Raw genomic sequence first — 20,104 nt, 5'->3', positions numbered from 1 at the left:
TCCCTTCGGTTGTGTTCCACGGTGGACCGGCCGCTCCCTTCGAAGGAAGGATTCCGGCCAATTCTGCGGCGCTTCTACTCAAACAGGAGGCCCTCGACGGTCTTGGCGAGCAGCTCGGCGCAGGCACGGCTGTCGTGTGTCAGGACCAGAGCGCGGCGCGGCAGGAGGGCGAGCCGGTCGGCGAGATCAGTGGCCGGGCCCGTCTTGTCGGGCGCGAGGCGGAAGATGTCCGGGTAGCGGTCCTCGGTCTTGCTCGTGAAGAAGTCCTCTTCCCCGAGAGCGCGCGGCGCCGGGACGAGCTGGGGCTCAGCGTCCTTCTCAACGCGGGGGAAGAGGAGCGCGGTGGCGCGGGCCTGGGCGGCGAGTGTCATGCCGAGGATCGAGGAGAGCTGGTCGGGGAAGAACTGCGGCTTGAGTTCCTTGCCCTTGGCGTTCCAGATCGGCTTCGTGCTGCCGGCGTGCAGCGCGTCGGTGACGCGCTGGTCCTGGGTGGGGTGCATCTGCTCGCCGTTCAGGACGCGGGCGCGCAACGGCTCGTACAGTTCGGTCGACTCCAGCAGGCCGAAGCCGATCGCGGCGGCCGACGGCCACGGCAGGACCCGCAGGCCCCCGTCCTCGGGTCGCATGAACACCCGGTCGTTGGCCAGGAGTTCGTATCCCTCGCGGGCGAGCAGGAGGGCGGTGGTGGTCTTGCCGGCGCCCTTGGGCCCGAAGGTGAGGAGCGCGCGGCCGTCGCGGACGACGCAGGAGGCGTGCAGGATGTGGAATCCGGCGCGCAGCAGCTGGCCGCGGATGAGTTCGCGGGCGAGGCGGGAGGCAGCGACGGCGACCGGCTCGGTGTGGGCGCCGACGATGACGAGTCGGTGGGCGGCCGGGTCGTAGTGGTAGGCGAGGCGTTCGGCGGGCTGGATCGCGTAGATCACGCCGTCCTCGTGCCGGGCGACCAGGGTGCGGGCGTTCGCGTAGTCGACTTCGTCGTGGTCGTAGTCGCCGACCAGGGTCTCGATGTCGGCCAGGCGGTCGTCGTCGACGTCGGCCAGGAGCAGGGCGCCTCCGTCGGCGATGCTGCCGCCGGTCGTGGCCGGGGCGGCCACGGCGGTGGCGTTCCACCAGCCGCCGAAGTAGCGCAGGGCCCACTCGGTGATGTCCTTGGTTTCGCTGACGACCGTGACGGTCGCCTCGGAAGCGTGGATTCGGGTGGCGCTCAGCACGCGATCGCTCCTTGAAGGGTCTGCTGGTAGGCGGAGTCAAGCTTGGAACGGGCGGCGGTGAACTGCCGCTGTTCATCAGGATCGAGGTCGGGCAGAGCCACGGTCAGGCGGCCCGCGGAGAACCGCAACGGGATTCCGAGCCACACGCCGTCGTGGTTGACGGAGAGCACCTCGGTGCCGTCGCTGACGCCGAGTGTCTTGCGCAGCGCGCCGAGGACTGCGCCAGCAGGACCGCAGCGGGTGCGGCCGATCCCGGCGTTGATCTGGCGCGGGCGCGCGGAGAGCTGGGCCCACTCCGACGGCACCTCGACCGCGCGGCCGTTGACCGTGGTGGTCGAGGCGCAGATGACCGCGCCGTCGCCGTGCTCGCCGATCACCCATCCGCGTACGGTGCCGGGCGGGACGCGGTGGTGGGCGGCGAGCGCGATGCGGTAGCGGGCGGAGTCGGTGCCGGAGCCGATGCCGTACACCCGCGCGGCCGGGCCGACGGCGGTCGCGAAGACGCGGGCCAGGACGTCGACGGGGTTGGTCACCACGATGACGTGCCCGCCGTACCCGGCCACCTTCTGGGCCAGGGAGCGGATCAGTGGGGCGTTCGCAGCCAGGCCCGCCATCCGGATATCGCTGGTCGCGGTGTTCGTGAAAGTGGCGCGCGGGCACACGACGATGGCGTCGGCCGCGCGCATCGCGGCGACCGGGGCGATCTCCGCTCGTACGGAGGACCGGGTGATCTCCCGCATGTCCTCAAGATCGGTGACGAGCCCGGTCGCGGACTCCTGGGTGCGCGAGGCGATCAGGAGGCGGGCACACCAGCGTTCCTGGACCAGGAGCGCGGCTACGCTCTGCCCGACCGCGCCCGGGCCGATCAGCCCGACGGTGAACCCGCTCATCGCCTCGCCGCCTTCGCCACGTGGCTCAAGGCCAGGCGCCAGGAGGCCGCGGGATCGGCGTCAGCCATCAGCAAGGCACTGACCCGGTCCAACAGCGTGCACACCGCCTCCACGCGTTCGACGACGGCCCCGGCGTGCTCGGGCAGCGGCAGACCGGCCGGGGCGGACAGATAGGTCGTGGCGATGTTGGTGGTGTCCATCAGCCACGTCACCAGCAACTTCCGCAGATACAGCCCGCCCATGGCACGGCGCATCGGCTGCAGCAGTTCTTGGACGAAGGCGTCGATGCCGTCGAGGATCGCCGTCGTCCCGTCCGGCGGGGGCACGGCGATCAAGGAGAGCACGGTGCGCGAGACGAGCTTGGCAGCATCCGCGTGCGCGGGCCCGCGCTGCAGCCCCGGGTCGATGAACACGGGAAGCTCATCGGGGCCGTCGGGGAAGAACACATGCTCCGGCTTGAGGTCGCCGTACAGGACTTGGGCGGGCCCGAGCGTCGGAGCAAGACGTAGCCGCAGAAGCCGCGCGATGACCTGCCGCACGATGACCGAGACGCCGCGCCGGGTCCGCTCCTCCAGGCGGTCGGTGCCGAGGTGATCGAGGTAGGCCCGGCCGGAGATCCCGTTGAACTTGCGGCGGAACGTCGCGTCGATGCCACGCTCGTTGATCGCGGCCCGGTCGGCCTGTTCAGCCACGACGGGACGCTGGAGAACCTCCAGGGCACTGAGCGTCCGGCCGAGTAACTCGCCGGTCCGCTCCGGTGACTTGAAGACCAGGTCGGCCAGTGTCGGTCCGGTGACCGGCTCGGTGAACAGCACCCCGCCGTCGCATCCGGCCGCCCGCGCGACGGCCAGGCCGCCCGCGGCCAGGGCGTCGAGGTGGGCGGCTTCGCGATGGAGCAGCGAGGTGGGCGAGGCGGCGTACGCGGTCTGCTCTGCCGCCACCTTCTCCCAGCTGCCGCAGGAGCCGCGCATCACCGAGACGAGCGAGACACCGAGCAGGCTGTGCTTGGCGAACAAGGGCCGGCCGCCCACCTCGATCTGCTGGACATACCCGGTGACGCTCGGCGCGACCGGGCCAAGGACCGCCTCCTGGCCAGGCCACAGCGTGGACGCTGCGTCCCGAATCTGACCGGAGCAGAAGTCGGACAGGGCGGCGGCGTCCACGACGGTGGTCACCGGCCCTCCCGCCGGCTGCTCGGGCCGCTCAGGTGTTCCTTCGCCCGGTCGATCTGTACGGCGCGGACCGCGAACGGATCCGGGATGACGAGGCTGGTGTCCTCGGTGGTGCCGTCGAGCCGGTGCACGGTGATCGGCCACAGGAACTCCTGCTTCTCGGGGCTTAGGTGATGTCCTTCTGCTGGGGCACGGGTCGCCCACCGGACGGGGCGGACGTTGGTGCCGGCCCTGTCGCCGGGACGGTCGGCGCCCGTCGGCCTCGGTGGATGCCAGGCGGATGCCTCACCGGCAGCAGGGCCGGAGCTCATGCGGGGGGAGCGATGTCGTCGGCCATCGCGGCGGGCCCCGGCGGCGAAGGCGCAGCAGCAGCGGTCGCGTGGTCGGTCAGGAGGTGGCCGATCAGCAGCGCGGCAGGAACGTGCAGCACGACCCATAGAGCCGTGAGGGCGCTGTCCCCACCGAGGGCCTTCATGTGCAGGCGGGCGGCGATGCCGGACTTGGGCTGCCTGCTCACGGCGTACCGTCCTCGTCCGGGGCGAACCCGCCGGGCGGTCTGGCCGCCTCGTCGAGGAAGAGCCCGTCCTCGGCATCGTCCGTGCACGGCGCGAGATGGTCCCGCATGGCCGGCCACGGGTCCCCGCCGCCCTCCGGGCACAGGTGGTACACGTTGGCGCCGGTGTCCTCGGGCAAGGCCACCACGACACCCGTGCGGCGGACCGCGGAGTCGTGTGCGAGGTCGCCGCGCAGTGGAGTCCACGTCGGCTGGCGGTCGGGTAACTCCGCTGTAGGGAGCGCCTGTTGGGGTGTGCGACTTCCCGTCATGCAACTGACGGTAGGGGCCCGGTTACCGTTGAATATGAATCAGGGGAATACTGCCTGGTCATCGAGGTGAAAACGGCTGGACATGCCCCTCAGCTTCTCGCGCGTGGCGACGCGTTCGGCGTAGACGATCTTGCGGAGGGTGGCGCGGGCGATGGGGTGGTTGCGTACGAGCTGCGGCGCGATGCGCTCAGCCTCCTCCAGCTCCGCAAGCGCCCGGTCCCGGTTGCCGTCCCACAGCCATGCCCGCGCCAGGTCCATGTGGTGGTGGCCACGGCGGGACTTGGGCAGCGGCGCCAAGTGGCCGGGGTCCGCACGCCGGTTGAGGTCAAGTGCCTTCGTGTGGTCGCCCGCTTCGAGCGCGACGCTGACCCGGTGGATCTGGACGTTGCCGGTAGAGAAGGTCAGCGAGTGCCGGTCGTAGACGGGCGGGCCGGCCAGCGCGTCCATCCGGTCGCTGGCCGCGCGGGCGTGCCCCAGGCGGTCCTCGGCTTCGCTCGTGTTGCCGCCGCGGGCGCAGGAGACCGCGGCCCGCAGCTGGAGGGTGCCCCACACGCGCAGCGCCAGTGCGTCGCCGCGGTCGTACTCGCGTTGCACGCTGCGCAGCGCCTTGTCGGACAGGGCGATCGAGTCCTGCCAGTCGGCTGTCGCCCACATGTCCCACACCCGCATCCAGTCGGCCACGGCGGGCATGAGCGGGTCGCCGGACAGGTGCGCGGACCACGCCGCGCGCTCGCAGGCCATGGCGATGAGCTCGGGGTGACCGAGGGCGTGGGCCGCGGTGTGGGCGAACTTGCAGCAGACGGCGTACACCGCGAACGCCTCCTCGCGCTCGTGCCCTGAGGAGACCTCGGCCAGGGCCCGTGCCTCGCGGAACAGGTCGGGCAGGGCCTTGAGGATCGCGATGTTCGCCGCGGCGTCGCGCAGGCGGTGCAGCCGGGTCATGTCCTGCCACAGTTCGTCGGAGGAGCGCGGGTCGCCGTCGAAGATCGGGGTGAGGTCGTAGCGGCGCAGCTCGCGCACGATAGATGCCGCCGCGGCCTGCCACTGGTTCTCGCCGATCGTTCCGACGTATGGCCGCTCCAGCAGCAAGTTGGGGTGGCAGTGCAGCGCGGCCGCGATCTGGTTGATCAGGCCGGCGCTGTCGAGTTCGATCTTGCCTGCCTCGACCTTGGAGACCCAGCCCTGGGTCTTGCCGACCGCCGCAGCGAGGTCGGCCTGCGTCATGCCGAGATTGAGCCTCTGCCGCTTGATCCTGCGGCCGATCGCCTCCTGCTCCTCGATCTCGTACGGCATCCTCGACCCCAACCCTCCTGGAACTCCGTCTCTACCGGAACGGTACCCGCGCTGCCGCCATCCACGGGGGCCAATGCCTCCACCAGGGAGTCCGGTCCACAGCCCGATTGTCAGTGCCGTAGGCGACCATGACGGGCATGACGACGGAACCCGACCGCACCGCAGAGCGGCAGATACCCACCTGGGCCTTCACCGTCGGGCCCGGCTGGGCCGCCCTGCTCAACCAACTCCACCACGATCTGACCGATCTCGACCCCAGCTACAGGGTCGAAGAGTTCGCCACGAAGCTCGGCGGCCTCCGCATCACCGTTGCCGATCGCTTCGTGGACGGTGAGTTCGACGGCGAGTTCGCCGACCGAACCGCCGCGCTCACCGACGTCGCCACGATCACTTCCGAACACACCTGCGAGGACTGCGGCGCTCCGGGCCGCATCCGCTTCCGCGGCGAGGGCGCCTTCACATGGATGCGCTGCCTGTGCGACGGCTGCCGCACCCGGCCGCAGGCCGTCGCCACACCGACCGGAAGCCGTCCAGCAACCTGACCGGCCGCCACGAAACGCTCGGGTCGTCGCCGTCCCGAGCGTCAGCGGCTGGCCGGATCAGACCGTCGGGGATGCCCGTTCATGACGCCCTGTCAGTGCCGCATGCTGTCATACCTCGTGCGGATGCCGCGTCCGCGACGGGAGGGGGATCACCCATGGAGCAACGCGTCCGCACCCGAGCCCGGGAACGGGCACCGCGCCGCGCAGGAGCATCGGGAACAGGCAGACGCCTTGGACTGCGGTGGCCGTCCCTTCGTCACCCGCGCGACTGGCTGAGCGATCTCCGCGCCTGCTCCATGCGCCGGGCCCGCATGGTTCGCCAGAGCCGGGTGAAGCAGCGCGGGACGGTCGATCGCGTGCGGCACGTCCGGATGGTGGTGTGGCGGGCGGTGTACCGCAGCTCGGGGTGGTGCCTGGTCTCGCTGACGGTGTGTGTGCTCGGTCTGCTCGCCGGCCGGTGGACTGGCTGGTGGCCCTCCCCGTACCCGGCGGCGGTCGACCTCGTCGGCGTGCCCATCCTCCTCACGTACGCCGTGTGGATGCAGCAGCGTGTCGACCGCGACAAGTGGAACGCCGCCCACAAAGACAGCCCTCGGCTGGAGATGTCGCTTGAGGACCTCGACGGGCTGGACCACGAGGAGTTCGAGTTCGCCGTACGGGATCTGCTGCGGCGCGACGATCTCGCGGCGGAGCGCGTCGGCGGGGCCAACGACGACGGCTGCGACGTCCGTGCCGTCGACCTCGACCGCCGCGTATGGGCGGTGCAGTGCAAACACCGGCGCGACGGGATTCGCGGCGACGCGGTCGATGTCCGCGTCGTCCGGGAGCTGAAGGGCACGGCCAGTGAGGTACACAAGGCCACCTTCGCCCTGGTCGTGACCAACGGAAAGTTCACCAACAAGGCTGTTCCCCAGGCCCGGACGCTCGGCGTCCACCTCATCGGCCGGGACCTGCTCGGCCAGTGGGCCTCCGGCACTCCGCTGTGGGAGCTGCTGGAGCCTGTTCCGGCGCCGCTGCGTCACCCCGCGGACGGGCGCCGCGTGGCCGCGTAGGCGGAACCGCTGCCGGGCCGGGTCTCAGTACGAGGTCTCTCCGGTGACCGCAGCGACCATGATCGTCGCGGCCCAGCTCATGGGGCGCTCGGCTTCGTCGAGTGCGGCGCGCTGGTCGTCGGCGAGCTGCTCGCGCTCCCATTCCTTCACCGTCTCCCGCCAGATCCGGTCCCGTGCTTCGTCGGCCGGCAGTCCACTGCGCGAGGTGTACTCCTCAATTCGGGCGGCATCGAGGACCGGTGGCGTGTGTTCCCAGGCGTTCAGGATGCGCTCCGCGTACGGCAACAGCCCTTGTCCGGCCTCCACATAGGCTGCGGCCAGGCGCCGCATCGGCGAACGCCGCAGCCGGAAGCGCAGCAGGGAGGCGGGCAGCAGCCGGGACTGGACCGCGCGGACCAGCCGGGCGTGCATCGTGAGGTGATGCACCAGGCTCCGGTCGAACGGGTGCTCCTCGGGCGGCAGCCCGTTCACGGCCGGGGCGAAGCTGCTGTTCCAGGTGTTCACCGAACGCGAGGAACGACGCGCGATCGCCATCGCCTCGAACGCCCCGTTCTCGGAGTGGAAGCAGACGTTCACCGATCCTCGGCTCTGCGCGGCGATCGTGGACCGGGTGACCTTCAACGCGCACATCGTCGAGACCGGCACCGACAGCTTCCGCTTCAAGAAGACCCAGGAGAAGCACCGCAAGTCTTGAAAAGGGGTGTCTGAGCCCCGCATGACAAGTTGCGCGGGGCTTCAGTCTCGCCGCACGACGTCCGCGAGCGTCTCGCGCCGGGCAGCATGATGCAGCAGACCCATCCCCCCGAGCGATCGACTTCAGGGCAGAATGACGGGCCCATGGACATGCATCCCCTCCGGATCACCGCTCACGGCCTGTTGCTTCGGGAATGGACGAGCGACGACCTCGCCGTTCTGCAAGAGCTGTTCGACGACCCCGACGTCGCCTATCGGACGCCCTTAGAGTCACCGTTCGACCAGGCCGCCGCACGGCGCTACTTGCACAGCGCGCACCAAGCGCGGCATGGACACAAGCGCATCCACCTGGCCATCACGACCGACGGGCAACAGGCCATGGGAGAAGTCCTGCTCAACCTGACCACTGGCGGCATCGGCTATATCGTGGGCGCCTCCCACCGAGGCCAGAGCCTCGCAGCGCGAGCACTTCGAACCATGACCGAGTACGCGCACCACACCACGGGCCTGACCCGGGTGATCCTCGAGATCGAGCCCGACAACCACCCCAGCATCGCCGTCGCCCGATCCGCAGGCTTCCGCCTCACCGACGTCAAACCCGAGACAGTCACCGACAAGGGACGGACCTACGACTTGCTCACCTGGGAACATCCGGCTCCAGCTACCCGAGGTTAAGCAAGCTGACCCGACCTGCTTCAAGAACCGAGGCCGGCGCCCCATGCGGGGCGCCGGCCTCGGCCCGGTTGGGCCCGAACCGTTCTCCGCCGGTCGCGCCAATGCCCGCCCTCGTCGTCCACCGCGGATCGGAGAATCCAGCGGTCCCGGATCGAACACGGGTCGAGATCCGCGGTGTTGTCGACGCGCCTGTCGGGGGCCCGCCGCCCGTCGGATCCGATGCGTTTCACGCTACCGCCTCAGCCCCCTCCCCCGGACAGGGAACCCACTCGTTCGGGGTGGGGCCAAAACAACTTGTCGGAGCGAGGTTGACGGCCCTCACCAGCCCCCGTCTCAACCCCCAGTGGGGCCAACTTCAATGTCGGAGTGGGGCCAAAAGAACCTGTCACAAACAATGTGAGCCGTCTCACCTGGGATTCTTCGCGGCACCTATTGATAAAGAGCGTGATGTGAAGCCAGCGGGCCTCCACGCAGGTGATCGAAAACTCCCGCAAGACCGCCCGTCCCCGGGTGTAGGTTCGCAATTGGAATGTCCCGTTCCGTCGTGACTACCTGCGTGTTCTCGCGTTGTCTCATTCGGATAGCCCGGCATTCTGTCTCACGATCTTGGCCCTTCGGGTCCGTTGACGCTGTGGCGGGCTACGCGGTGCCGCCGGGCAGCTCAGCTAGATACGACTCCAGGGTCGGGAACTCGTCCACTTGAGCCGGGTAGCCACAGCCGGTACGCGGAAGCGGCTGCCCCTTCCGTTCTCCGTACTGGTAGAAGCCCTTTGCGTACTCGTCCCGGGCGTGCTCGACCTTGGCTGCGAATTCGAGGGGGCCGGCCCAGGTCATGCGGATCGGCTCAGGCATCGTGGTCACCAAGACGGGACGTCCGTCGCGCTCGGCAAGGACGGTTACGGGCTCCTCGGGCAGCTGCACGAAGACCACGATTGCGTTGCCTCCGCGCGTGGACGCGGCCTTCAACAAGCCCTCGGCAGTCTTGAGAGGGTCTTTCGGCTGGTAGCGGATCCACCCGTAAGGCTCGCTGGAGGTCTTGATCTGGGTCACCAGGACCTGGTCGGCCGTCGCGAAGACGAGGTCGAAGTGCCGGGTTCGCGCGCCGACCCTGCCCTCGATGAGCTTCCAACCGCTGGCCTCCATGTACAGCTGCACAAGGCCTTCGCCGGCATCTCCCGTGCTCAAATCCGTTGTCCCTGTCTGTTGATGGTGTCCTGGTGTTCCGGTTCGACGGCTACGCGGGGAGGCTTCCGAGCGGAATCATCGCCAGGGTGTCCCAAGTGACGGTCTTCTCGGCGTCGTTGGCGACGACGTCGACCAGCGCGACGGTGTCGACACGGAGGGGCGCGTGACGGGGGCGTACGCGGCGTACGCGGCGGTGGATCTGGTGGTAATGGTCCAGGTCCACTTCGGCAGTGGCGTACGACTCCGTCAGGTGTAACAACGGCTAACACAATGAGCTGATCTGTCGGTGGGTGATGAGGCAGCAGGCGAGTTTGAGGAAGACTTCATGGATGTCTGCTCGTCGTTCCCAGCGGATGCGGAGGCGTTTGAAGCCGTGGAGCCAGGCGAAACTGCGCTCGACGACCCAGCGGTAGGCGCCCAGCCCGGTGCCGTGGAGGGTGCCGCGGCGGGCGATGGCCGGCACGATGCGGCGCTCTCGGACCTGGTCGCGGTAGATGTCGTGGTCGTACCCACGATCGGCGAAGAGTGAGTCCGGCTTGCGTCGCGGGTGCCCGACCCGGCCCCTGATGGGTGGGATGGCATCGATCAGCGGCATGAGCTGGGTGACGTCGTTGCGGTTGCCGCCCGTGAGGGTCACGGCGAGCGGTGTGCCGTGTCCGTCGGTGATCAGGTGGTGTTTCGATCCGGTTCGGCCACGATCGACCGGACTCGGTCCCGTCTGGCTCCCCCTTTTACGGCTCGCACGTGGCTGGAGTCGACCACCGCACGCGACCAGTCGAGACGGGCCGCCGCGTTGAGCTCGGCAAGCAGCACCTCGTGCAGCTGCTGCCAGACGCCGGCCTCGTTCCAGTCCCGAAGCCGCCGCCAGCAGGTCATGCCCGAGCCAAAGCCCAACTCCTTGGGCAGGAACTCCCATTGGATACCCGTGTGCAGCACGAAGAGGATGCCGCACAACACCTGTCGATCCGGCAGCGGCCTCCGTCCCGGGTGTCGAAACCGGCGCTCCTTGCGTGGCAGCAGCGGCTCTATCCGCTCCCACAGGTCATCCGACACGATCCACGGCGAAGTTCCCATGCCCGAACAACGCTGAACTTCTGACGCGGACACGGTCAACAGGACCGATCCACCTCATTGTGTTAGCCGTTGTACTCGGTGGCTCCGGAGCCGAATACGACCTCGAAGGCTCGGGTCGCGGCCGTTCGCAGTTCGTTCAGCGGCTCGTCGGGTCCAAGATCGAAAATGAGACCAGTACCGTACGCGAGGGTGCTGCCCACGGTGATGGTGAAGGGGGCGACGGTCTTCATCTGCCGGGTCAGTTCGGTGGCAAGGGCCTGCCGCTCGGCCTCCTGGATCTCCGCGGCGGGCTGTGAGCTCAGCTGATAGATCGTGATGTGGAGCCACTCGTCGCCGACGTGGGTGAGCGGGTCGCCCTTGGTCGCGGCGCGGACACCGTGGACAAGTTCGGCGAGTTCCGGGTTACGTCCGAGGGCTACGGGGACATAGACGTGAAGGAGGGAGGGGGCTGTCCCCTCTTTCCAGGGTTCTGTGCCCCACTGGAACGTGAAGGACTTCATGGTCATTCAACGTATAGACACGTGGGGCGAAGTGCACGAAGAACAGGGCAAGTTGGAGCCGCTCTGCCATGTGAGGGGATCTGCCGCTCTGCTTCGGTGCCGCCGCTCGTCGTCCGTCTGCTCATGGTGCCCACCATGCCGCACGCCACTGACAGCGCCTTCGCCGTGAGCTGTGGCTCTGGAAATCTGACCTGGGGTGGGTGCGCTTGGGCCGTCGTGGAGGCAGTGCCGGCGGCGGGCTCCTGGGGAACCTGCGGGATCTTGGCCCCTGGAAGTGGTCCCACTCGCTAGCGTGGACGGGTGCTGGAGGGAGGCCAATTTGATGACGACGCTGGTCGTGGGGTTTCGGCTGGGCAATGACACAACCAGTCGTCAAGTGACGGCGCTGGTGACCGAGTCAGGTGTTCTGCACCGTGCTCAAGGTCTCTACGGGAAGCTCCCCCGGGTTTCCCGGCCGGAACCTTCCCACGCCCTGACCACCCCGAATCCGGCCTTCCAAGGTGAACACCCCCTGGCCCGCCCCATCGCCAGCCTGCGAGAACACCATGCGCGATACAAGGCCAAGGGTTACATCCGCGCCCTGATCCCACCAGCTTCCGTGCGCCTTGACATCGAGGAACACCCCCTCCTGCCCGTAACTCCCCACCGCGAGCTACTGCAGGCTTTTGTCGGGGCGGCCCCGAACACGCCGCAGCCGCTCGACGTTGCTATCAAGGCATTCCGTGCGACTCTCGGGCTGCCCACCCGGCCCGCGAACGTCTCCTGGGCTCCCCGTGAGCAGCACCTCCCGCCACGCGTCGATGCCATGCTCCGCGCCCTTTCCCACGGATCGGCCATCAGCTCCCCGCAACGTCTGCCGGTCGGCTGGACCGTCACAGGTGATGGAGTGAGGCTGCACGTCGGCAGGACCGGCGAGACCATCGACCGGCAAGCGGTGATCGAACTTCAGGCGGCACTCAGCGCGTGGCTTCGCTTCACAGGAAAGCCTGAAGAGACTACCGGCTGAGCGGAATCCCCTACGCGGGCAGAGAGCTCTTCAGGCCGTGGAGAGGATTTCCGGATCTGGAGGTCAAGGCTGTGCGGGCGGGGCAGCCTGCCCATAGACGCGGAGACGTTCGAGCAGCTCAGGCACTTTGTCGCCCTGACGCCGGTAGAACGGCCGCTCCGGGGACCCGGACATCGTGTAGTCGACCATCATGGTGGCGAGGAACGCCGAGACCCGAGCTGGCGGAGGCAGCAGCCCTGCGCCCATCCACTGCCGGCCATCACCAGGCCGAGGTTCGGCGGGGATGTACTGCGTGTGGACACGCCAGCCCGAGACCGAATTCCACCACAGACCGAGTTCTTCCAGGTCAGGGCCGTAGTGGCGGGTGGTGAAGCCATCGGGGATGTCGATCGAGCCGTCCGCCTCGCCATCGAAGTCGTCGGGCGAGGGATCCGGAGGGATGCTCGACCCGGCGGCGGGTACCCCGTCCGCGACCAACTGGGCCACCACGGCAGCGAGATACGGCTCAGCAGCAGCTGCCACGATCTCGTGGATGGCCGCTTCACTGCTCGCCACGGGGTGACTCCAGGTAGCGGTTCGACTCGATCAGAAAGAGGTGCCCTTTGTCGCCGTATAGGGCAGCCAGCAGCAGCGCGACGACCGCCGCGTCGCTGGGCTTGCGCTCCAGGCCCGAGACGCTGTCCGGGAGGAAGAGCCATTCCTGAAGGTCTTGGGTGGCCTGCCCCCAGGGACTGGTGTCCCGGTCGTGGAAGGCGATCGTGCCCAGGGCCGCGAACACCTGCTCGTGCCCGACCTCGATCATCTCCGGCATGAGCGGGGCGCTGAGCCGGACCGACCACTTGTCGGGCTCGCCCAAATCGGCACCCTCGCCGGCCTTGAAGCGTTCCTTCCATTGTTCGTGGAGATCGTAGGTGGCGAACTCCTGGCCGTCGTCGAGGAACGGCATCAAGGGCAATGCCTGCTCGACCAGCTTGCTGGTGACGGCTGCGTCGACGAACACGCGGGTGTCTCCCTTCCGGCCGCCCACCGCGGTGCGGCCCATCAGTAGCGATCATCCAGGAACGCGCTGTCCGAGGGAACGGGGCCGGGCATACCCGTGCTCTCCGACGCCCTTGGCCCCCCCTCGGGCGTGCAGACCATGGTGGCGTGGGGGTGTGACAACGGGCGGTGATCAGGGTAGGGCTGACATACTGCGGCGCCTGCTTTCCCGCGGTTGGTTCGGGGGAAAGCAGGCGCCGTACATGCAGTTGGCGCTGGTCAGAGCTCTCCGGCGATCACACCTTGCCGGAAGGCTGCCCATTCGGTGGCCGTGTAGCGCAAGGGCTCACCCTCGGGGTGCTTGGAGTCGCGCACGGCCCGGGCGCCGCCGGGCAGGACGGCGATCTCCACGCAGTCGTTCTCCCCGCCGCTGAAGGACGACTTGGTCCAGTCGGCGTCGGAGAGGTCGAGGGCGTACAGCTCGGCCTTGTCGTGGTTCACGTACGAGTTCCTTCTTCCATTCTGCGGGTGATCAGTGCCAGCGAGTCGTCACTCGACAGCGCCGAGGCGACGACCCGCTCGAAGGCGTCGGCGTAGATCTGAACCTCGTCGACCGCCTCAACGTAGGACGCGCCGATGAGGTTCTCCAACAGCACCACGTCAGGCATGGGGCCGGGAAAGCCGACGAGACTGAAGCCACCGGTGGTGCCCGGATGCGGGCTGGCGTCCAACGGCATGACCTGGAGCGTGATGTTGGGCAGCTCGGCGACGTCGACCAGGCGCCGCAGCTGGTCGGACATGAGGGTGGGCCGGGTGGCGAACCGCTGGTGCAGGACGCTCTCGTGGATGATCGCCCACAGCTTCAGGGGACCCTCGGGGCGGGAGAGGACGGCCTGGCGGGCCATGCGGACCTCCGCGAGCGCGGTGACTTCCCCCGGGGTGCGGGTGGTCGCGTTGACCGCGATCGTCTCGCGGGCGTAGGCGGCGCTCTGCAGCAGGCCGGGGATGAGCTGGGGCGACCAGATCCGGATGTTCTCGGCATCGGACTCCAGCGAGATGTAGTCCGCGTACGCGGGGGCGACGACCCCGCTGTACGTCTGCCACCAGCCCTTCTGTCCGGCGTGGCGGGCCAGGCCCTCCAGCGCGGTGAACACCTCCGCGTCCTTCTCCAGCTCCATCCCGTACGCCTTCAAGACGTGGGTGACCTCGGCGGGGCGGATGTGGGCCTTGGCGGTCTCGATCCGCGAGAGCTTCGGGGAGGTCCAGGCGTTGCCGTCGCCGCCGACCTCCTTGTCGAGGCGGGCCAGCAGTTCGGCGGCCTCGTCGAGAGTGAGTCCCTTCCCATCGGGGCCGGCCTGGCTGCGGAAGCGACGCAGGGCCTCACCGAGGCGCCGGCGCCGCACGGTCGGTACTGGTCGCACATTCGGCATATGCGGAGTGTTTCACCACCGCACCTCTCAAGTCGATAGAACAACAGAACAGTCCTGCGAACTTCGGTGTCAATATTGCGAGTTGTGGGCCAAGTGCGTCATGCTCTCACTCAAGGGCGCGTCACTGACGGCCGGTTGCCGAGTACGTGGCGTTAGCGACATTGCGATGCGCGGCCGTGCGCCGTGCCACGGAGGAAGCCATGACGCTCATGGCGGAGACGGTGACGGAGGCCGCCCCCGGGTTCTACTTGATGACCACGGACCACGGTTTTGCGGTGCACATAAGCGCATCTGCCGACCATCTGCACCTGGTGCGGGAGCTGGCGGGCAAGACCCTTGCCGAGGCTGGCGTCGACAGTGCGACCGCGGAGAACGTGCAGCTCGTCGCCTCCGAGCTGGTCGGCAACGCGGCGCGGGCCTGCGGCGACCTGGTCCCGCTGGTCGTCGAGGTTGAGACGGACGCCGTAGAGGGCGGGGTGTGGGTCAGAGTCCATGACCCCGACCTCGTCCAGATGCCGGAGCGATCCGGGGTGGCGATGGACGATCCCACGGCCGTGTCCGGCCGGGGTCTTTCGCTGATCGACTTCCTCGCCCCGGGCTGGGACGTAGCCCTCACCCCGATCGGCAAGCAGGTCCGCGCCCGCCTCCCGTACGCGGACGGATGATCGACGCTGCTCTTCCGGCTCGTACGGCGCTCGCCCCGTGATCGGGCGCCGACGGGCCGGTGCCGCACCACCGTTTCCGGCGCCTCGGGACACGCGTGCGGCGGGCGCCGCCCACCCCTCCTCCTTGACGGGCGGTGCCGTACGCGGTCCGGCCGCTGCCGCACCCGATGCCGGCGGCCGGACCGCCCCTCATTGATGAGCAACCGCACCACGGCGCCGCCTTCAGCCCCAACCGTGCCTAACCTGGAGGTCCTTGATGTCGCTCGCCACCACCCGCGTGAACGGCGTCGACGCCGTGATCGTCCGCCCGGGCCGCCCGCTGGCCGGCACCGTCTCCGTGGACGGCTCGAAGAACGCGGCCCTGCCGCTGCTGGCCGCCGCCGCGGTGCTGGGCCGCTCCGTACAACTGTCCGGCATCCCCTCCAGTGCGGACGTCCAGCTCATGCTCGGCCTGCTGCAGCTCTCCGGCTACCGCGTCGACCGTCCCGTCACCGCCCCAGGTGACGTGATCGTGCGGCCCGGATCCGGCGGCGCCGAGGTGCCCGAGTTAGCTGATGCCGCGCGGATCAGGGCCTCCTACTATCTGGTGGCGCCGCTACTGGCCGCGTGCGGGGAGGCCCGCCTGCCCTGGCCGGGCGGCTGCCAGGTCGGCGATCGCGGCATGAACCTCCACTTCAAGGTCTACGAAGCGTTCGGCGACGCCGTGCGGTGCGACGACACCGGATACCGCGTGACGGCTGGGACCGGGCACGACACGGTCCGCCTCACGCTGCCGTTCCGCTCACGCGGCACCAGCATCGCCGCGATTCTCCGCGCGGTCGCTGGGGGCAGCCGCCTGGAGCTGGGCAACCCGAACCTCGCTCCGGAGACCATTGCCGTGCTCGCCGCACTGCGCGCCGCCGGGTGGGATGCCCACGCGAGCGAGGAGAAGATTGCGCTGACGCCGCCGCCCGGCATCCCCGCGGGCACCGTCTCCTTCAGGGTGCCCGGCGACAAGATCGAGGCGGGCACCCTGGCCTGCGCGATCGCGGCGACCGGCGGCGAGGGCCGCATCGAGGGCGTCCATGGACCCGACCTGAAGCCCTTCGTTGAACTGCTGGACTGGCTCGGCATCCCCGCCACCCTCACCCCCGACGCCCTCACCGTCCACCGGCCCGGCGAGACCAGCGGCCGGCCGCTGCGGGCGATCGCCTCCCTGGAGCCGGACGGCCTGGACGCCGACTTCGAGCCGCCGCTGATGGCCCTGGCCCTCACGCTGCCCGGCCTGCACCTGTTCGGCGACGACATCAACCCCGGCCGCCACGGCAACCTGCTGCCTCAACTCGCCCGCCTCGGCGCCGAGATCGAGGAGATCACCAGCACGCTGTGCCGCCTCAAGGGAGCACAGCGGCTCACCGGCGCCCCGGCGACGGCGACCGACATCCGTACCGGATCGGCCCTGCTGATCGCCGCGCTGAACGCCCGCGGCACCACCACCGTGTCCGGCCTGGACCAGCTGCGACGCGGACATGCCGACCTGCCCGCCAAGCTCCGCCACCTCGGCGCCGACATCACCGAGGCACCGTGATGGCCACCCGGACACTGCAGCGGATCATCGCGACGACCGACGTCCACTCCGCCCTCGACACCGCCACCACCGGCATGCTCGCCCACCTGCACTCCCTCAAGGCCACCTCGCTCATCGCGGACTGCGGCGACTTCTTCGAGGGCACCGGCTACTACCACCTCGGCAAGGGCCAGCTGGAGCGCGAGGTCCTGCGCGACCTGTACGACGTCCTCGCCCCGGACAACCACGGCTGGCTCCACTACTTCGAGCCCGCGCTGCACGCGATGACCGTGTGCGCGAACACCGTGCACGAAGCCGACGGCAGCCCGCTGTTCAACAGGCTCCGCATCGTGCGCATCAAGGGTCGCCGGGTCGCCGTCACCGCCGTTATCGGCCCCCAGGCGTTCAACAGCATCCCCGCCCACCAGCGGGCCGGCCACCGGGTCACCGACCCGGCCCGCGCGCTGCGCGAGCTGATGCTCGAACACCACCACCGCACAGACGCCTGGATCGTGCTCTCACACTCCGGGTTCACCGAGGACCTGAAACTGGCCGCCGCCTGCCCGTTCACTGACGTCATCTTCGCCGGGCACTGCCACAGCGACATCTACGGCCCCATCAACGTCGGCGACACCCTCGTCCTCAAGGGCGCCGAGCTGGGCGCCGGATACGCGACGGCCGAGGCGATCCCCGGCGGCTGGGGCGCCCGCACCACGCGCTTCCCCCGCACCAACCACATGCCCGAGCACCTCGCCGTCCTGGCGGAGAAGATCGCCTTCACCGGCCGGACCCTCTCGGCGGTCCTCGGCACGGTCAACGAGCCCTACCGGGGCACCCTCCTGGACCGGGGCCTCCTCCTACGTGAGATCACCCAGCGGCTGAACACCGGACTCGGCGCGGATGCCGTCCTGCTCAACGAGACGGTCCTTCGCCCCATCCAGCTCGGCGACCGCCTCACCCTCGCCGACCTGCTGGCCATCGAGCCCTTCGACAACCAGCTCGTCCACGCCCACCTGCCCGACCGGCACCGCGGCCACCTCGACGGGCTGCTGGCTAAACTCACCGAACAAGCCGGGCCTTTGGTGCTCGCCCCAAGGCCGTTGCCGGACAGTACCAAGACGGTGCTGACCACCGACTACCTCGCCAACACCTTCTTGGGCGGCCGAACCCACCAGGCCGGGCTCCGTCTCGGCCAGGCCGTCCGCCGCGTCATCGCCACTCCACTGCCCCAGACCCCGCAGGAGGCTGAACGATGATCCTCACCGGTCCCGAAATCAGCACGGCCGCCCACGACGGGCGCTTACGGATCACGCCCTTCTCGCTGGACCAGGTCAACCCCAACAGCTACAACGTCCGCCTCGGGCCCACCCCTCCGACACCTTCGTCCCGCTGCTGTTCGGACGCTCCTCGGTCGGTCGGCTCGGCCTGTTCGTCGAGATCACCGCCCCGATCGGCGACATCGGATTCCACGGCCAGTGGACCCTGATGCTCTCGCCGATCCGCCCCTTGCGGGTGTACGCCGGAATGAAGATCGGGCAGATCATGTTCTTCGTCTCCAGCGGAGACATTGACCTCTACGCGGGCAAATACCAGGCAGCGCGTGGCCCGCAGCCCTCCGCCTACTGGCGCGACGCCGCCCGGATCCGGGCAGTGGCCTCGTGATCCTCACCGGCCCCGCGATCGCCGCGGCCGTCGCCGCGGGCGACATCACGATAGACCCCTTCGACCCGGACCGTCTCTCCCCGAACGCCTACGACTGGCGGCTCGGCCACACCCTGCGCATCTGCGGCGGCGACCTGGACGCCGCCACCCCCACCGACTTCACCGAACGCGCCCTGACCGCCGACGGGTTCGTGCTGATACCCGGTGTCCTGTATCTCGGCGTCACCCTGGAGAGGACCGGCTCGGAACGGTTCGCACAAATGCTAAACGGCGACCGCACCACCGGCTCGATGGGCATCTGGGTGCACGTATCGGCGCCACTCGGCCACCAGGGCCACGCGATTCGCTGGACCCTGGAGATCCGCGCCGCCCGGCCAGTGCGGATCTATCCCGGCATGACCTTCGGAAAGCTCGTCTTCCTCACCGCCTTCGGCGCCGCCGACAGCTACCAGCACCAGAGGGCGAAGTACGCGGCCACGGACGGCATCGACATCTCCCGCCTCTACGAGGAGATCCGCGGAGGCAGTCTGTGAGCCCCCTCGCGAGCCCCCCGCCCGGGCTGCTCACTGCCACGGTTCTCGACCTGCCCGCCGGCAGCCCCGGCGGCAGCGTCGAACTCTTCCTCGACCTCTACACCAGCGAGGCACCCCTCATCCCCGCGCGGGCCTTCATGCTCACCCCCACCGCAGCGCCGCCCCGGCTGCCTACCGGGCTGGAGCTGCTGCCCGTCGCCGGGAAGTGCCTCGAGGGACCCGGCTTCGGCCGGTACGTTGCCGCCCTGCGCCAGGCCCTCGTTGCCGCGATCGACGCCTCCCGCATCGACGTCCTGCACCTGCAGCACCTCGCCTTCGGCGCCACCCCCGCCCTGATCAGAGCCCTGCCCCATCACCCTCGCATCGCCCTGGTCCACGGCACCGACCTCCTGTTCGCCGAGGCCCACCGCGACCAGCTCCAGATCCTGCGCGAGAGCGCGCGGGCCGCCGACACGATCGTCGTCCCCACCGGCGCGATGGCCGACCACCTCTTGCGCCTCGCCCCGCAGCTGGACCGCCGAAAGATCACCCACATCCCCTGGGGCATCCCCGACCAGCTGCTCGCCACCCCGCCCCCGCGGCCACCGCGCACGTCGGCGAGCCATCTGCGACTGCTGTACGCAGGCCGCCTCACCGCCGAGAAGGGCGCCGAGACCCTGATCAAGGCCCTTGCCCCCATCCAGGGCGTGGAACTGTCCATCGCCGCTCCCCGAGCCCAGTTCCACGCCCTCGCGCCCCTGCTGCAGCGAGCCGGGGTACGCGCCCGCTACCTCGGCTGGCTCCGCCGCCCCCAGCTGTGGAAGACGTTCACCGAGCACGACGTCCTCGTCATGCCCTCCACCACCCTGGAGGCCATGGGCCTGGTCGCCCTCGAAGCCCAAGCCTGCGGCCTCCCGGTCCTCTACCAGCCGGTTCCCGGCCTGAACGAAGCCCTCGCCGCATCGGGCCTGGCCACCGACTTCACCCACCCCGCGGCCCTGGCCCGCGACCTCGACCGGCTGCGGACCACCCCCGGCCTGCTGTCGAGCCTGCGGCAGGCGGGGTACGCGAACGCCGCCAGATACCCCCTCTCAGTGACTGCGGCGGACCTCGCCGAACTCGGCCGCCAGCTCACCTTGAACCCGCCCTCACCGGCCCCACAAGGACACCGCTAGACCGCTAGATGCCTGGTC

Annotated in this window: 24 protein-coding genes and 3 pseudogenes; 11 read left to right on the top strand and 16 right to left on the bottom strand. The window is 69.3% G+C overall.

From position 1 onward, the window contains the following. Positions 1-74 precede the first annotated feature (74 nt). The 7 genes from OG285_RS31805 to OG285_RS31775 are packed head-to-tail and all read right to left on the bottom strand — an operon-like array spanning position 75 to position 5,391. Complete coding sequence (locus OG285_RS31805; RefSeq protein ID WP_371792918.1) at positions 75-1,211, bottom strand: hypothetical protein; 1,137 nt, start codon at positions 1,209-1,211, stop codon at positions 75-77. After that, positions 1,205-2,101 carry a lactate dehydrogenase gene (locus tag OG285_RS31800; protein ID WP_371792917.1) on the bottom strand — a complete coding sequence of 299 codons (897 nt, stop codon included), beginning with the start codon at positions 2,099-2,101 and terminating at the stop codon, positions 1,205-1,207. Before OG285_RS31800 ends, OG285_RS31805 begins: the two co-directional genes overlap by 7 nt. Further along, a complete protein-coding gene (locus OG285_RS31795; RefSeq protein ID WP_371792916.1) occupies positions 2,098-3,276 on the bottom strand; it encodes a phosphotransferase in 1,179 nt (392 codons plus the stop codon). The genes OG285_RS31800 and OG285_RS31795 overlap by 4 nt, the downstream gene beginning before the upstream one ends. Continuing rightward, on the bottom strand, positions 3,273-3,584 hold the full coding sequence (locus tag OG285_RS31790; protein WP_371792915.1) for a hypothetical protein: 312 nt from the start codon (positions 3,582-3,584) through the stop codon (positions 3,273-3,275). The genes OG285_RS31795 and OG285_RS31790 overlap by 4 nt, the downstream gene beginning before the upstream one ends. Continuing rightward, positions 3,581-3,790: a hypothetical protein gene (locus OG285_RS31785; protein ID WP_371792914.1), complete on the bottom strand. Its 210-nt coding sequence runs from the start codon at positions 3,788-3,790 to the stop codon at positions 3,581-3,583. The genes OG285_RS31790 and OG285_RS31785 overlap by 4 nt, the downstream gene beginning before the upstream one ends. After that, positions 3,787-4,098, bottom strand: a complete 312-nt coding sequence (locus tag OG285_RS31780; protein ID WP_371792913.1) for a hypothetical protein — start codon at positions 4,096-4,098, stop codon at positions 3,787-3,789. Before OG285_RS31780 ends, OG285_RS31785 begins: the two co-directional genes overlap by 4 nt. Positions 4,099-4,137: 39 nt before the next feature. Beyond that, positions 4,138-5,391, bottom strand: coding sequence for a helix-turn-helix domain-containing protein (locus OG285_RS31775; protein WP_371792912.1), 1,254 nt, complete (start codon positions 5,389-5,391; stop codon positions 4,138-4,140). 137 nt (positions 5,392-5,528) lie between these two features. On the opposite strand from OG285_RS31775, the gene OG285_RS31770 reads away from it, so the two are divergent. Both OG285_RS31770 and OG285_RS31765 read left to right on the top strand, forming a co-directional pair. Next, a complete protein-coding gene (locus OG285_RS31770; protein ID WP_371792911.1) occupies positions 5,529-5,933 on the top strand; it encodes a hypothetical protein in 405 nt (134 codons plus the stop codon). Positions 5,934-6,289: 356 nt separating this feature from the next. Further along, complete coding sequence (locus OG285_RS31765) at positions 6,290-6,985, top strand: restriction endonuclease (protein ID WP_371792910.1); 696 nt, start codon at positions 6,290-6,292, stop codon at positions 6,983-6,985. A gap of 24 nt (positions 6,986-7,009) precedes the next feature. Here OG285_RS31765 and OG285_RS31760 read toward each other — a convergent pair whose 3' ends face one another. Further along, a complete protein-coding gene (locus OG285_RS31760) occupies positions 7,010-7,489 on the bottom strand; it encodes a hypothetical protein (RefSeq protein ID WP_371792909.1) in 480 nt (159 codons plus the stop codon). Between OG285_RS31760 and OG285_RS31755 the strand changes: the two are divergent. Both OG285_RS31755 and OG285_RS31750 read left to right on the top strand, forming a co-directional pair. Beyond that, a pseudogene (locus tag OG285_RS31755) lies at positions 7,461-7,679 on the top strand (ATP-binding protein); the annotation flags it as partial. The gene OG285_RS31760 and the pseudogene OG285_RS31755 sit on opposite strands and share 29 nt — an antisense overlap. Before the next feature lie 143 nt (positions 7,680-7,822). Beyond that, positions 7,823-8,353: a GNAT family N-acetyltransferase gene (locus OG285_RS31750; RefSeq protein ID WP_371792908.1), complete on the top strand. Its 531-nt coding sequence runs from the start codon at positions 7,823-7,825 to the stop codon at positions 8,351-8,353. Between the two features lie 639 nt (positions 8,354-8,992). Here the strand turns inward: OG285_RS31750 and OG285_RS31745 are convergent. The 4 genes and pseudogenes from OG285_RS31745 to OG285_RS31730 all read right to left on the bottom strand — a co-directional run bounded on the left by OG285_RS31745 (position 8,993) and on the right by OG285_RS31730 (position 11,112). After that, positions 8,993-9,538, bottom strand: a complete 546-nt coding sequence (locus OG285_RS31745; RefSeq protein ID WP_371792907.1) for a hypothetical protein — start codon at positions 9,536-9,538, stop codon at positions 8,993-8,995. A gap of 49 nt (positions 9,539-9,587) precedes the next feature. Beyond that, on the bottom strand, positions 9,588-9,797 hold the full coding sequence (locus OG285_RS31740) for a hypothetical protein (RefSeq protein WP_371792906.1): 210 nt from the start codon (positions 9,795-9,797) through the stop codon (positions 9,588-9,590). Between the two features lie 3 nt (positions 9,798-9,800). Next, positions 9,801-10,594 (bottom strand): annotated as a pseudogene (locus OG285_RS31735) (IS5 family transposase); the annotation flags it as partial. Positions 10,595-10,674: 80 nt separating this feature from the next. Next, positions 10,675-11,112: a hypothetical protein gene (locus OG285_RS31730; RefSeq protein WP_371792905.1), complete on the bottom strand. Its 438-nt coding sequence runs from the start codon at positions 11,110-11,112 to the stop codon at positions 10,675-10,677. Positions 11,113-11,434: 322 nt separating this feature from the next. Between OG285_RS31730 and OG285_RS31725 the strand changes: the two genes are divergently transcribed. Continuing rightward, positions 11,435-12,118, top strand: a complete 684-nt coding sequence (locus OG285_RS31725) for a hypothetical protein (RefSeq protein WP_371792904.1) — start codon at positions 11,435-11,437, stop codon at positions 12,116-12,118. Between the two features lie 63 nt (positions 12,119-12,181). Here OG285_RS31725 and OG285_RS31720 read toward each other — a convergent pair whose 3' ends face one another. The 4 genes from OG285_RS31720 to OG285_RS31705 form a co-directional block, all read right to left on the bottom strand. Then, positions 12,182-12,673 (bottom strand): hypothetical protein, encoded by a 492-nt coding sequence (locus OG285_RS31720; protein WP_371792903.1) that lies wholly within the window; start codon positions 12,671-12,673, stop codon positions 12,182-12,184. Further along, the gene (locus tag OG285_RS31715; protein WP_371792902.1) at positions 12,660-13,118 is read right to left on the bottom strand and encodes a hypothetical protein; all 459 of its coding nucleotides are present in this window, start codon (positions 13,116-13,118) and stop codon (positions 12,660-12,662) included. Before OG285_RS31715 ends, OG285_RS31720 begins: the two co-directional genes overlap by 14 nt. Positions 13,119-13,375: 257 nt before the next feature. Beyond that, positions 13,376-13,597: a DUF397 domain-containing protein gene (locus OG285_RS31710; protein WP_371792901.1), complete on the bottom strand. Its 222-nt coding sequence runs from the start codon at positions 13,595-13,597 to the stop codon at positions 13,376-13,378. Then, entirely contained in the window at positions 13,594-14,526 is a 933-nt protein-coding gene (locus OG285_RS31705; RefSeq protein WP_371792900.1) for a DUF5753 domain-containing protein, read from the bottom strand. Before OG285_RS31705 ends, OG285_RS31710 begins: the two co-directional genes overlap by 4 nt. 200 nt (positions 14,527-14,726) lie before the next feature. On the opposite strand from OG285_RS31705, the gene OG285_RS31700 reads away from it, so the two are divergent. The 6 genes and pseudogenes from OG285_RS31700 to OG285_RS31675 all read left to right on the top strand — a co-directional run bounded on the left by OG285_RS31700 (position 14,727) and on the right by OG285_RS31675 (position 20,086). Next, on the top strand, positions 14,727-15,191 hold the full coding sequence (locus OG285_RS31700) for an ATP-binding protein (protein WP_371792899.1): 465 nt from the start codon (positions 14,727-14,729) through the stop codon (positions 15,189-15,191). Between the two features lie 256 nt (positions 15,192-15,447). Beyond that, positions 15,448-16,758 (top strand): UDP-N-acetylglucosamine 1-carboxyvinyltransferase, encoded by a 1,311-nt coding sequence (locus tag OG285_RS31695; RefSeq protein ID WP_371792898.1) that lies wholly within the window; start codon positions 15,448-15,450, stop codon positions 16,756-16,758. Then, positions 16,758-17,993, top strand: a complete 1,236-nt coding sequence (locus tag OG285_RS31690) for a bifunctional metallophosphatase/5'-nucleotidase (RefSeq protein ID WP_371792897.1) — start codon at positions 16,758-16,760, stop codon at positions 17,991-17,993. Before OG285_RS31695 ends, OG285_RS31690 begins: the two co-directional genes overlap by 1 nt. Next, a pseudogene (locus OG285_RS31685) lies at positions 17,990-18,399 on the top strand (dCTP deaminase). The gene OG285_RS31690 and the pseudogene OG285_RS31685 overlap by 4 nt, the downstream one beginning before the upstream one ends. Then, positions 18,396-18,932 carry a deoxycytidine triphosphate deaminase gene (locus OG285_RS31680; protein ID WP_371792896.1) on the top strand — a complete coding sequence of 179 codons (537 nt, stop codon included), beginning with the start codon at positions 18,396-18,398 and terminating at the stop codon, positions 18,930-18,932. Before OG285_RS31685 ends, OG285_RS31680 begins: the two are co-directional and overlap by 4 nt. After that, positions 18,929-20,086, top strand: coding sequence for a glycosyltransferase family 4 protein (locus OG285_RS31675; RefSeq protein ID WP_371792895.1), 1,158 nt, complete (start codon positions 18,929-18,931; stop codon positions 20,084-20,086). Before OG285_RS31680 ends, OG285_RS31675 begins: the two co-directional genes overlap by 4 nt. The last annotated feature ends 18 nt before the right edge of the window (positions 20,087-20,104 follow it).

The sequence above is a fragment of the Streptomyces sp. NBC_01471 genome (assembly GCF_041438865.1).
Classification (GTDB): domain Bacteria; phylum Actinomycetota; class Actinomycetes; order Streptomycetales; family Streptomycetaceae; genus Streptomyces.
This window is presented reverse-complemented; position numbering and strand designations above follow the sequence as displayed.